The following is a 12961-nucleotide window of genomic DNA, read 5'->3' as shown; positions in this document are numbered from 1 at the left end:
GATTGTTTTGTGATTTTTAGCTAAATTAATTTTTTGCTGTTACCTGAAAAAGTTTTACTTTGTTGTGCACTAAAATAATGCCTCAATATGCAATTTGACCCGTTTAATAGAGATTTAAATTTAGATTACTGCCGTGCCTCTACGCAGAAAAGGTTTGCTAACCATGTTATTGATGTACTCGTGTTCTATGTTGCGGTATTTGTTGGTGGAGTAGTAATAGAAATAATCTATCCAGGTTTTTTGTATGGTATTAACGGTTTCTTGTTCCGCTTAATCGCAATGGTTTTTTACAGCTTGTTTATGTGTTTTATTGAAGCTGTTTCACGTGGAAAATCAATCGGTAAATTAATTACAGGAACAAAAGCAGTAAATTCAGACGGGACAGAAATCGATTTTCCGAAAGCCTTTCTGCGTAACATCATACGCGCAGTTCCTTTTAATGAACTTAGTGCATTGGGAAGTCCTTGCGAACCCTGGCACGATAGGTGGTCGGATACAATTGTGATAGAAGAGAAAAAACTGGCATTGCAAAAACAACGCTCAGATTTGTTTGAATCTGTTAAAAATCAAACTCTATAATATCATCATCTTTTAGCATCCGCTCCACAAACTTCTGGTGGTTTTGTGGCGTGCCGGTAGCCGTCCAGTTTCCGGTAATAATGTTATTTACCAGCTGGTGTTTGCCGCGCTGAGGCTTCAGTTTACTTTCCCTGAAAACTTCTTCATAGCTTTCTAAATCGCCATGAACATGCTGTTTTTTAACAATGCGGTACACCCGTTTGGTAAAGCGGCGGTCGCCAATTTCTTCTAAAAAAGGAAAAATAATCAGGGCCAGCAGTACCACGATGGTAACACCGATCGCCTGTTCGTAATAACCGGATCCAACGGCCATGCCAATGGCAGCCACAATCCAGATGATACAGGCCGTAGTTAAACCTTTAACGCGGTTTTCTTCTTTAAAAATCACGCCTGCGCCTAAAAAACCAATTCCGGTTACAATGTTCGATGCAATGCGGTCCTGGCTGGTTGCGCCAATGTTGATGGATAGTATGGTGAACAGGGTAGCACCTAAACCAATCATCATCATGGTTTTTAAACCTGCCGATTTACTCCTATACTCGCGTTCGGCACCTATGATACCACATAGCAGGGTGGCGAGTAAAAATTTATTTACCTCGCTCTGCGTAATGAAATGGTTATTTTCCAGAATTTCGTTCATGGCCTTAAATTAACAAAGGCAAATTAATAAAAATCGTAACATCTTAAGCCATTTGCACGGCCTCCGTTCGAACTATTTGGAAAGTATTTTTCGTAACCTACCCCAATTTCGGATGTACCGCCGGTATTGGTGTAGTTAATTTTGGATGTGGTTGCATCGTGGCTAATGCCCAACCTGAATTTTTCGCCGTTGGTTCTCCTGTTAAAAATATCGAAGATGACCGAAAAAACAATGGCATCGTTTCCGTTTCTATTGCCATCATTACGGTACCAGATACCGGCGTTAATGCCTGCGTATTTGTATTGCATACCCGCACTGAAAGAAGTAACGTTGGTTTGTTTATAGGCAACAATTGAGGGGATGAGATAACTCCCGTCGCGGTCGTACTGATCGGGGATGAGGGTTAATTTATAGCTCAGATTACCTGAAACGCGAAGTGGTAATTTGCTTTGAAAGCCAGAAAGAGATTCGTCGGGGCGGTTAAGGTGATGGGTAGCAAGCCCCATCATAAATTTACCGACTACCAGATTTGCACCGGCATTGGCATCTAAATAAAAACGGCTATCTACGCTGGGGCGCTCGGCACCTGAAATACTGCCGGGGATATAGCCTGTATTAATATCGATCTGATCGCCAAAAACCAGTTTATCCCAGTTTAATTTCTGGTTGGTAACGCCTGCCTGCAAGCCAAACGAAAGCGTAAAATCGTCGCCGCCGATGATGTAGGCATAACTTACAGCAATATTGTTTTTAACCAGATAGGCCGTGCCTTCGCTGCTGCGGTTAAAAACCAGGCCAATACCACTGTTCAGTCTGCGCAGGTTAATATCGCCCGAAGCAGTCATGTACGAAAAATCGCTGGCCAGGCCGGTCCACTGGTTGCGGTATAGCGCATTAAATCGGATATCACCTTCAAACTGTCCGGTGAGTGCCGGATTTAAATAAATGGGCGCATTGTAAAACTGTGAGTAAATATGGTCTTGCGCCAGTGAAATTAGCGGTAGCGCCAACGCAAGCAAAAATATGATTATCCTTCTCCCCATCCTCTATCTGATTAAATATATTACGCCCGTCTTTTTCGGAGGAGATGAATCGTAGGTCATCCCTTTCCAATCGCTGCCATTAATAAACCTGATATCTACTTTCCAGTAGTAAACGCCCTGTGGCTGATCCTGGCCTTTGTAGGTGCCATCCCAACCCTCTAAAGGCGCACCATCGTCTAGTTTGGTCGTTTCCCATAACAACTGCCCCCATTTATTGAAGATAGACATGGTCCATTCTTTTATGCCACGGCCTTTTGCCTTAAAAACCTTGATTTCGTTTTTCGCACTTGCCGGCATAAAGGAGTTCGGAATATTTAAATAACCCGGCACGCCGATAATCCTAACCGATTGGAACGTGCTGGCAGTACAACCTTCCTTGTTCAATACTTTTAAGGTTACGGTGTAAGTACCTTCGTTAGCATAAGTATGGTTGGGGTTTTGCAGGGTCGATTTAGCACCATCGTCAAAAGACCATTCCCAGCTTACGGCATCGGTGCTGGTATCTTTAAAGCCAAAGCTGTAATTCGGAATGGAAAGTTCGTTACCCGGATTCACCGTGAAAGTAGCCACCGGTGGAGCTGCAATTTGGATGAAATCGGGCAGGGCTAAAGTATTGGTGCAGCCCAGGCTGTTGGTAGTAGTTAGGCTAACAGTATAATTTACGCCAGAACCGATGTAGGTATGTTGTGGCTCAAAGTCTGTAGAAGTTGGAGAACCATCACCAAAATCCCATACATAACCAACTGCGCCAACACTGGTGTTTTTAAACTTTACCACAAGATTGGTACAGCCAATGGTTTTATCGGCCATAAAGCCAACAGTTGGTTGTGGCAATATGGTTACGGTTTCGCTTGTCGAATTTGTAGAGCAGTCGTTTTTTGCATCAAGCTTAATCGTATACCTACCCGGTTTGGTGAAAAGGTGTGGAAAAACGCCGGTAGTAGTAGAAAAAGCCGTGCTGATTTCACCGGTATCTTCATTGGTAAAGGTGTAGATGAAGCTGCTTGCGCCACTCGTATTATTGATGAAGTTTACGGTAAAGGGTGCACAACCGCTCTTCTCGTTTCCGTTTACCACCAGCTCTGGAATGATGTTGTTTGGCGAAACCCTGATGATAACCGGAGTGGCATTTACTTCACCACAACCATTTTTGGCAGTCATGGTTACGGTAAAATCTTTTACCACCAATGTTGTAAAAGTGTGACTTACAGTTTGCCTGTCGGTGTAAGTTTCAGGGGCACTACCATCACCAAAATTGTAGGTGTAGGTGGTTCCGGTGCTCTCTGGTCCGGTATTGGTAAAGTTTACTAGTAAATCAGCACAACCTGTTGTTTTATCAGGAGAAAACAGGGCAACAGGTTTGGCATGTACAATAACTGTTGCGGTTGTTATCACCGGCGGACCACAGGGTGAGGTTGTTGTTAGCGTAATGTTATAGGTTTTGTCTTTCCCCGTTGGATCGGCCTGAAAGGTTATTGCTGCAGGCTGGGCAAGGGTAGAAGATTGCCCGTTGCCGAAGTTCCATGAGTATGTTGCGCCGTTAAGCGGAGTAGTGGTATTGGTAAAGGTAACATCACTGAGCGGACCACAACCCTCGGTTACGCTTTGTGTAAAGGACGGTGTAACGATGGGTAAGGTGGTAAATACTTCACTTTTTTCGTCAGCATTACAACCGAGGCTGCTGGTTACCACAAGCTTGATGGTTACACTTTCATTGCCATTGGTAATGGTATAACCAGGGAAGGTAGGGCCGGTTCCAATTTGTATGTTGTTGGCAAACCAGGTGTAGGTTGCATTGCGGTCGGGATATAATGTAGCCGCAACATTGGTTGCATCGAGCCTAAAAGGAGCACAGCCAGTGTTGGTTGTGTAAGTTATTTCGGCTTTTGCATGTGGGTTTACCGTTATCTTAATCTCGTTACTCAAATTACCCGAGCAGGCTCCGCTGGCCACTGCACGTCGGTAGTAGATGGTTGCAGCTGGTGTTGGCGGGTTAAAGCTGATGCTTGTAGCGCCCAGTACATCGCTCCAGGCTGTTCCGTTTATACTCGATTGCCATTGGTAAGTATAGGTACCACTGCCACCCGCAGGCGTAGAACCCGTAAGCGGCGCTGCCGGCGAGCCCACGCAAATGTTTTGGTCGGCGCTGATGGTATTGTTGGTTAAGCCCGGTAACACATTAACCTGTATCGTGTTGCTAAACGAAGTACAGATGGTGCTGTTTACCAGCCGCCTGAAATAGGTAGAAGTGGTAGCCGTGGTGGTTAAATCTTTATTAATGGCCGAAGGGATATTGGCCCAGGTACTGCCATCGGGGCTGCTTTGCCACTGGTAGGCATAGGTACCTGTACCTCCGGTAGGTGTATCGCCGGTTACGGTAATGTTCTGGCCTGCGCAAACAGGTGCGGCCGATGCATTAATGGTATTGCTAACTGGCGGATAATAGGTAATGGTTACATCATCGGTAGAAGGAGGGCAGCCGCCAAAACCGGTAATGGTCCACCTGAAAGTATAAGTTTGGCCAGGTACAACACCGGTAACAGCAGTATTAAATAAGGATGCGTCGGTAAATACCACCCCGGTTTGGCCTGAGGTTAGTGTCCAGGTACCTGTGTTGGGTGCCGGGTTATTCCCACTTAAGGTAATGCTGTTGCCACTGCATAAGCTTTGATCGGAGCCTGCATTGGCCGCAACTGTACCCGGGTTTACGGTAATGGTGGTTATGGTAGAAAGGGCTTCGGCACAGCTTCCGCTTTGTACTACCGCGCGGTATTGGGTGGTAACGGTAAGGTTGCTAAATACATAAGGGTTGGTTGTAGCGGTAACGGTCGACCAGTTTGTTCCGTTATCAACCGAGCGTTCCCAGCGGATAATGTTGCCTACCTGTCCGCTTAGCGTAATGTTTCCTCCATTTGCACCCGAGCAAACACTTGCATCGCCTGCAGTAGTACCGCCTACACTCAGCCGGTTAACGGTTATTTGTACTTCATCAAAAGAACTTGAACAGCCAGCGTCGCTGATGGTCCACCGCAATACATAGGTATTGCCTGCCGACAGGCCCGAAATCTGGGTGTTGTTTTGGGTGTCATCGGCAAAGGTTATGGCGGTAGGGGCAGATGTGATTGTCCATTTACCCGTTCCCACAACCGGAATGTTTCCTTTTAGGGTATAAGTAGTTTGGTTACAGATGGCCTCATCCAAACCTGCGTTGGCCGGTGTTACGCTGGGTAATACGGTTATGGTTACTGTGGCGGTAGTACCGGGACAGCCATTGGCAGATACCGGTGTAACCGTGTACGTTACTGTTCCGGGGCTAGTGCCAGAATTGGTTAAAATATCGTTAATCTGATTCCCTGCTGTGGCAACAGGCTTGTTGGTATTGCCGGTTATGGCACCGGTTATAGTACTGGTATAAGTATAATTTACCCCTGCCAGGTTTGCCGAAAGGGTTATGCCGGCAGCAGTTGCATTACAAATGCTGGTGTTTTGCGGCGTTGCAGTAGCAAGTGGGTTGGGTGTTACGGTTACGGTAAGATTGAAAGCTGTGCCATCGCAGCCATCTTTGTGCGGTACAATCACGTAAGTTACTACCGCATCGTTGCTGGCATCTGTATTGGCTATGATATCGTTAATATCGCCGGTTCCACTGGCGCTATAGCCTGTTGCATTTGCGGTTCCGGTGGCTGTCCAGGTGTAGGTAACACCGGTTACAGCCGAGGTTGGCGTATAAGCCACGCTTTTTCCGGTACAAATGGTTTTGGTTGCTGCACTAGTAACGCTGATGTTTTGTTTGATGGTTAAAATAATATCATCGTCTATCTGGTTACAGGGAGCAGGCAAAGTGGTTGTTGCCCGCAATTTTAAAGTTACTGTTCCGGCAGCTTTTTCAGCTGCGGATGGTGTATAAACTGCGTTTAAATCGTTTCTGTTTGTGCTGAATGTACCTGTGCCACCAACCCAGGCCTGACTTGAAGTGGTGCCTGTTACTACACCTGCCAGTGTGAAGCTGGGGGCGTTAAAACAAATGCTTTGATCGGGACCTGCATTAACGACTGGTGCTGTGCTGAATGTCAGGATTTGCGTGTCGGTTACCGTTCCGCAGTTGTTTTTGTGTGTAACCGTTACGGTGTAAGTATCGTAGCTATCGAATTTAATGGATGGATATTTAGAATTGGCAGTTGTACCGCCTGCAAAGCTGTAAGTGCCTCTGCCGGCTGCACTAACCGTCCAGGTATAGGTATCGGCCAGATCTTTTGCGGTACCCGAAAGTGTGGTTTTGGTTGGGCCGGTTGTGGTATTGTTAAAATCGTAGGTAGATAAGTTACAAACGGTAATATCGGGCGAAAGAATGGCCACTGGTGTAGCATTTACCACTACGGTTTGCGCCGGGGTGGTAACCACGCCACACGATGGAGTTGAAATGCTTAGGATGATGGTGTAGATACCTGGATTGGTGAAATTAAATTCAGGCTCTTTACTCGTTGCGTCGGTGCCGTTGGCGTAAGTTACGGCTGGTGTTACCGACCACGAATAGGTATTGGCGGCATTGCAAATGTTATCTATAACCGAATTATCAGTAGATTTTAATATGCCTGGAGCGCAAATGGTTGTTGCGGGTAGGGTAAAATCTGGTTTGGGTGGATCCTGAATACAGATTTTCATTTCAACCGGATCGGCATTACAGGCTCCTGAACTGCTCGATTCTAAACGGATAGTATGTTCGCCATGAGTGAGGAACTTGTATACAAAATTGAAAGATTTTGGTTGATTAACTTCCTGAATTACGCCATCAACATACCAGTTGTAGGTAACATTATTAGGCGTACAGCCTATTGTACTGGTATTTGGATTTTCGCCTAAAACAGAAGTATTAACAAAAGTAATATTAGTATTGGTACAGCCTGGTGTATTAAAAGTAAATGAGTTGATGGGTTTTACTACTACCTTGGCTGATGAAGAAACTGGAGTACCCACTGTTCCACAGAAATCATTTGATACATTGATCGAAACATCGAATGCGTTAAAAATCGTTCCTGCACTTGAGGTAGAAACACTTCCGCACGAAGATTTGGTATAAGCATGCTGTACTTTTCCGCTAAGACTTTTGATGTCGCATAAAGTATATGTTGTTGTGGTTTGGTCTCCCCAGTTAATGGTATAAATATCGCCCGGGAAATTATTTTGTATCCCGGCTGACGAAGTTATATCTACATTAAATTCAAGATAGCCCATTGGTAAACAAACCACATTATTTCCTGAAGTTCCGAAGGCTGTTATGGTTTTGTTGTTGATTAATAAATAGGCCTTGGTGCCAATGGTGCCATTTGGCATTACCGCTTTGGCAATAATCGTATAATGTGCCTGTTGGGCAACAAAATTCTGTATTGGCGTTGGAAAATTGATTACTGTAGCGCTTCCACCATTTACCTCGTCAGTTATCGCTGCAGTAACTGTGCTACTTGCAGTAGATTCGTTTCTAATAAAAAAAGAATTATCAGGTTTACTAATGCAGGTGCCAAAAGTTTCGGTATTGGTTGCGTTTAAATAGTTTGAGGTTAGCTTCGCCTCCACAGCAGGGCCTGCTTTAACTTCAAATGCAGTTGATGGCGAACTTGCAGAGGCTGGGCTGGTTGATTTTACCCGCACCATATAGCCTGTTCCCGGCGTAAGCCCTGCTGGCAACACCCCATTGATGTAAGTACTGTAAAAACCATTATAGGTACCAATCAGGGTTTCGGCGGCAAAACTTCCGTTCTGATCAGAAAGATAAAGCTGAAACTGGTTCCCCTGTGTGGCACAACCAGAAGTAATGTTAAACGGAACACCGATTGTACTGCCCGGAGTAAAGGAGCCTGCATCTACTACACCGATATTAACCTGCGAAAAACATACTGACGTAGAAAACAATGCCCCAAAAAATAGGACAAAAAAATGCCATTTCCTTTTACAACGAATCTTCATAAATCTCTAACACTAGGGAATGATTTTATTGCGTTCTGGAAGTTATAGCTGTGTAACTTGCTTAATCTGTTTCCAGGGCTGGATTCAGACGTAAGACGCGTCAATAAATATTCGGTGCAAAGAACGTAATTTTTGCATTACATCCGCAAAATTTTACACCAACATTAACTAAATGAGCAGGTTATAACCCTTGTTAAATCTGGTTTTGCGCGGCGAAAGGGCATAAAAAACCCCCAAGGCTTTATCTCCTTGAGGGCATATTTTTACACGAAATCGTTTCGTTATGGATGGGTATTACATCATACCACCCATACCGCCGCCGCCCATTGGAGGCATTGGAGCACCACCTTCTTCAGGCTCATCTGCTAAAACAACTTCTGTGGTTAATAACATTGCGGCAATAGATGCTGCGTTTTCTAAAGCTACACGGCTTACTTTAGTTGGGTCGATAACACCGGCACCAATTAAGTTTTCGTAAGCACCGGTACGTGCATTGTAACCAAAATCAGCAGTACCTTCTTTAACTTTTTGTACTACGATAGAACCTTCGATACCTGCGTTTTCGCAAATCTGACGTAATGGCTCTTCAATTGCACGACGGATGATCTGGATACCAGTGTTTTCATCTTCGTTAGCACCTTTTAAATCAGCGATAGAAGCTACAGCGCGGATGAAAGCAACACCACCACCAGCAACAATACCTTCTTCTACAGCCGCACGGGTTGCATGTAAAGCATCATCAACACGGTCTTTTTTCTCTTTCATTTCAACCTCACTTGCTGCACCAACGTAAAGTACTGCAACACCGCCAGCTAATTTAGCCAAACGCTCTTGTAATTTTTCTTTATCGTAATCAGAAGTAGTAGTTTCGATTTGCGCTTTAATCTGGTTAACACGAGCTTTAATATCGTCAGTGTTACCAGCACCGTTAATTACAGTTGTATTGTCTTTGTCAACAACAACTTTCTCAGCAGAACCAAGGTAAGTTAAATCAGCATTTTCTAATTTGTAACCTCTTTCTTCGGAAATAACAGTACCGCCAGTTAAAATAGCGATGTCTTCTAACATTGCTTTTCTTCTGTCGCCGAAACCTGGAGCTTTAACCGCTACAACTTTCAGTGAACCACGGATTTTGTTTACTACCAAAGTAGCTAAAGCTTCGCCATCTAAATCTTCAGAAATGATTACCAATGGTTTACCAGTTTGAACAGTTTTTTCTAAAACCGGCAACAATTCTTTCATGTTGCTGATTTTTTTATCGTAGATTAAAATGTAAGGGCTGTCTAATTCAGCTTCCATTTTATCTGCATTGGTAACGAAGTAAGGAGATAAATAACCTCTGTCGAATTGCATACCTTCTACAGTTTTTACTTCAGTTTCAGTACCTTTTGCTTCTTCAACAGTAATTACACCATCTTTACCTACTTTGCTCATGGCTTCAGCAATTAAAGCACCAATTACCTCGTCGTTGTTAGCTGAGATAGAAGCAACCTGTTTAATTTTGTTGTTATCCTCACCAACAGTTTGTGATTGAGTTTTTAAGTTTTCTACAACAGCAGCAACAGCTTTATCGATACCACGTTTTAAATCCATTGGGTTTGCACCAGCAGCAACGTTTTTAATACCGGTAGTAATGATAGCCTGAGCTAAAACAGTAGCAGTAGTAGTACCATCACCTGCAATATCAGCTGTTTTAGAAGCTACTTCTTTCACCATTTGAGCACCCATGTTCTCAACTGCATCTTTCAATTCGATTTCTTTAGCAACAGTAACACCATCTTTGGTGATTGCTGGTGAACCGAATTTTTTATCGATAATTACGTTACGTCCTTTTGGACCTAAGGTTACTTTTACTGCATTTGCAAGAATATCAACACCTCTTTTCAGGGCATCGCGTGCTTCTACGTTATATTTTACTTGTTTAGACATTTTTAAGAATATTTTAAAGTTTTAATGTTGAAAGGTTGAAACATTTCAATCTTCCGGTTTATATAAACATTACAACGTTTTAACGTTGCAACATTTCAATTATCTATCCTACAACCGCGTAGATATCAGTTTCGCGCATAATCAGGTAATCTTTACCTTCGTAAGGGAACTCAGTACCGCCGTATTTACCATAAATTACAACATCGCCAACTTTTACGCTAGCTTTTTTACCTTCAGCATCTTCTTCAGAAACAGAAACTACAGTTCCTTTAGATGGTTTTTCTTTAGCAGTATCAGGGATATACAAACCTGATGCAGTTTTTTCTTCTGCTGCAGCCGGTTCAACTATTACTCTGTTCGAACTGCCAGCAATTGGTTTAAGGTTTAACGCCATAACTTTTATTATTTTTTTATTTTGATTTTGTTTTTTAACTAGGCATACAATTAACACTTTTTATGCCAATAGGTTTTCAGGGACAAATTTTCACCAAACTGTCAAACTTTTCATGCTAATTGCTTGTGGGCGTGTCAGCATGGCAGTAAGTTCTGGTTTTTTAAGCCCGGAAATTAAGGTTTGCCCCCTTGTTCCGGAATTTGGTCAATTTATTCGTAAGTTTTCTCTGTTAGGTACTTCCAATATCTTTTAGGTACATGTTGCACATGTAATTTTGTGTTTTTTCTGGCTACAATGTTAGCACTTTTAAAATAATCTTTCCAAAGGGCCGCATAAAGCGCTTCATTTTCGTCCATCAGTGCAGGCGCAGGTTTTTGCTTGTTAATCCCTTCGGCAAAACCTATTGTGATTTCAGTTACTGCATCTAAATTGTAGTGTAAACCATATTTGCGTTTTAAATCATAAATTATCCATTGCTGGTCGGCATAACGGTTTTTAAAATGGTTGGAAATTAAGGGCAGCACATTAAAATCGGGATCAATACTGGCATAAAATAAACCATCACCCGTTTTTTGAAAGCGGATAAAGGCCTCCATCCGGTGTTTCTCCCGTTCTACACTTTTGGCATATTTAGCAAGCGCCATTACATGTTCGTTGCCATAATTGCCCTCTGCACCAGCGGCCTGCTTAAAAATATAAACCGAAAAATGGAAGAGGTGGTTATAGGCATCCGGGATTTCGGATAAATAACTGCAGTAAAATTTGCGCAACCCTGCTTTCGTCAGTTTCTTTTGAAGCCCCAGCCAAACGCGGTCGGCTTTAGAAGTATCGGTGATCACCGTAAAACTTTCGGCAAAGGCTTCGGGCTGAAACATTTCGATTGATTTGAGCACAACCTTGCCGGGTTTGCGTTCAAACCATTCGAAAACTGCTGTTAAGAGTCCGGGTAGGGAACCGTCGAAGATGTAGATCATTATTATAAAAAAATTGTCATCTCGACTGAGCGCAGCGTAATGGAGAGATCTACAGGAGATTTCTCGACTTCGTTGCACTTCGCTCGAAATGACGGCAATGGTTTTTAAAACAAAAGCATCTGATTATTATCTGTTTTTAAATATTTGCTTTTACTTTCGGCCAGGATAAAAGCTTTAATCTGTGTGCCCTGATAATCTCTTAACTGATAAGGGCTATCGGCACAAACTATAAAATGCCGTGCTTTATTGTAGGCAATGCCAATTTTCTTCAGTTGGTCAATCCTCAGTTTTCCAAACTTGCGGGCCTGAACAATTTTTTGGGCCGACATTACCCCAATCCCCGGAACGCGCAAAATCATTTTATAATCGGCCTGATTAATATCAACCGGAAAATGTTGCATGTTGCGGATGGCCCAGCTCAATTTTGGGTCGATATCAACATCAAGGTTTGGGTTGGCATCGTTTAAAATTTCCTGAACCTTAAAGCCGTAGAAGCGCATCAGCCAATCGGTTTGGTACAGGCGGTTTTCTCTTAATAATGGCGGTTGCGTGCCTAGAACCGGCATACGGCTGTCGTTGCTAATGGGCACATAACCCGAATAGTACACTCTTTTTAGCGAGAAGTTTTTATAAAAGGCATTTGCGGTGTACATAATGTCCTTATCACTTTCTGGTGTTGCACCGATAACCATTTGGGTGCTTTGCCCGGCAGGTACGAATTTCGGAATATGCTTAATCAGTTTTTTATCGGCCGAAAACTGGGTAATCTGCTTTTGTACAAATTCGAGCGGCTTAATTACATCGGCATGGTTTTTTTCGGGGGCGAGCAGTTTCAGGCCTGCTTCAGTAGGCATTTCTAAATTGATGCTCATCCTGTCGGCATATAAGCCCGCTTCTTTAATTAACTCATCGCTGGCACCAGGGATGGTTTTTAGGTGAATATAACCATTGTAGTTTTGTTCTAAACGCAGTTTCTTTACCACAAGTAGTAAACGTTCCATTGTAAAATCGGCATTTTTAAAGATTCCTGAGCTTAAAAACAATCCTTCAATATAATTACGCCGGTAAAAGTTCATGGTTAGGTCTACCACTTCATCAACGGTAAAAGCCGCGCGCTTGATGTCGTTGCTTTTTCGCGAAACACAGAACAAACAATCGTAGATGCAGTGGTTGGTAAGCAGGATTTTTAGCAGGGATACGCACCTGCCATCTTCGGTATAGGTATGGCAAATGCCCGATACATGGCTGTTGCCAAGGCCTTTATTGTCGTTTTTTCTTGTGCCGCCGCTTGATGAACAAGAAACATCATATTTAGCGGCGTCAGCAAGAATATTCAGCTTTTCACGAATCCGGTCAGACATAGGGTAGATGTTTTAATACTAACAAAGATAGTTAAAAACTAAAAATATTAGTATTTTGAGTGGCGATAATCCTATTCTGT

The 12961-nt window shown here is 43.2% G+C and carries 8 protein-coding genes; 1 reads left to right on the top strand and 7 read right to left on the bottom strand.

Annotation, left to right across the window (positions count from 1 at the left end; translation table 11 throughout):
- Window positions 1-87: 87 nt before the first annotated feature.
- Window positions 88-579: an RDD family protein gene (locus tag HWV58_RS13885; protein WP_175634680.1), complete on the top strand. Its 492-nt coding sequence runs from the start codon at window positions 88-90 to the stop codon at window positions 577-579.
- Here the strand turns inward: HWV58_RS13885 and HWV58_RS13880 are convergent.
- From HWV58_RS13880 to HWV58_RS13850, 7 genes are all read right to left on the bottom strand, one after another.
- A complete protein-coding gene (locus HWV58_RS13880; protein ID WP_175634679.1) occupies window positions 560-1219 on the bottom strand; it encodes an MgtC/SapB family protein in 660 nt (219 codons plus the stop codon). The genes HWV58_RS13885 and HWV58_RS13880 overlap by 20 nt on opposite strands.
- 23 nt (window positions 1220-1242) lie before the next feature.
- Window positions 1243-2262 (bottom strand): PorP/SprF family type IX secretion system membrane protein, encoded by a 1020-nt coding sequence (locus HWV58_RS13875; RefSeq protein WP_175634678.1) that lies wholly within the window; start codon window positions 2260-2262, stop codon window positions 1243-1245.
- A 3-nt stretch (window positions 2263-2265) separates the two neighbouring features.
- Window positions 2266-8169, bottom strand: a complete 5904-nt coding sequence (locus tag HWV58_RS13870; protein WP_235972732.1) for a PKD domain-containing protein — start codon at window positions 8167-8169, stop codon at window positions 2266-2268.
- A gap of 348 nt (window positions 8170-8517) precedes the next feature.
- Window positions 8518-10152: a chaperonin GroEL gene (gene groL / locus HWV58_RS13865; RefSeq protein ID WP_175634676.1), complete on the bottom strand. Its 1635-nt coding sequence runs from the start codon at window positions 10150-10152 to the stop codon at window positions 8518-8520.
- A 103-nt stretch (window positions 10153-10255) separates the two neighbouring features.
- Window positions 10256-10546 (bottom strand): co-chaperone GroES, encoded by a 291-nt coding sequence (locus HWV58_RS13860; protein WP_010599229.1) that lies wholly within the window; start codon window positions 10544-10546, stop codon window positions 10256-10258.
- 209 nt (window positions 10547-10755) lie between these two features.
- The gene (locus HWV58_RS13855) at window positions 10756-11520 is read right to left on the bottom strand and encodes a TIGR03915 family putative DNA repair protein (protein WP_175634675.1); all 765 of its coding nucleotides are present in this window, start codon (window positions 11518-11520) and stop codon (window positions 10756-10758) included.
- A 104-nt stretch (window positions 11521-11624) separates the two neighbouring features.
- Window positions 11625-12881: a putative DNA modification/repair radical SAM protein gene (locus tag HWV58_RS13850; protein ID WP_166208251.1), complete on the bottom strand. Its 1257-nt coding sequence runs from the start codon at window positions 12879-12881 to the stop codon at window positions 11625-11627.
- Window positions 12882-12961: the final 80 nt, after the last annotated feature.

Source organism: Pedobacter ghigonis (assembly GCF_903166585.1).
GTDB classification, from domain to species: domain Bacteria; phylum Bacteroidota; class Bacteroidia; order Sphingobacteriales; family Sphingobacteriaceae; genus Pedobacter; species Pedobacter ghigonis.
The sequence above is the reverse complement of the archived record's forward strand: the minus strand, read 5'-3'. Positions and strand labels throughout refer to the sequence as shown.

Excerpts from the sequence above, each read along its gene's own strand:
- HWV58_RS13885 (WP_175634680.1), top strand. The coding sequence starts at position 88 with ATGCAATTTGACCCGTTTAATAGAGATTTAAATTTAGATTACTGCCGT.
- HWV58_RS13880 (WP_175634679.1), bottom strand. The coding sequence starts at position 1,219 with ATGAACGAAATTCTGGAAAATAACCATTTCATTACGCAGAGCGAGGTA.
- HWV58_RS13875 (WP_175634678.1), bottom strand. The coding sequence starts at position 2,262 with ATGGGGAGAAGGATAATCATATTTTTGCTTGCGTTGGCGCTACCGCTA.
- groL (WP_175634676.1), bottom strand. The coding sequence starts at position 10,152 with ATGTCTAAACAAGTAAAATATAACGTAGAAGCACGCGATGCCCTGAAA.
- HWV58_RS13860 (WP_010599229.1), bottom strand. The coding sequence starts at position 10,546 with ATGGCGTTAAACCTTAAACCAATTGCTGGCAGTTCGAACAGAGTAATA.
- HWV58_RS13855 (WP_175634675.1), bottom strand. The coding sequence starts at position 11,520 with ATGATCTACATCTTCGACGGTTCCCTACCCGGACTCTTAACAGCAGTT.
- HWV58_RS13850 (WP_166208251.1), bottom strand. The coding sequence starts at position 12,881 with ATGTCTGACCGGATTCGTGAAAAGCTGAATATTCTTGCTGACGCCGCT.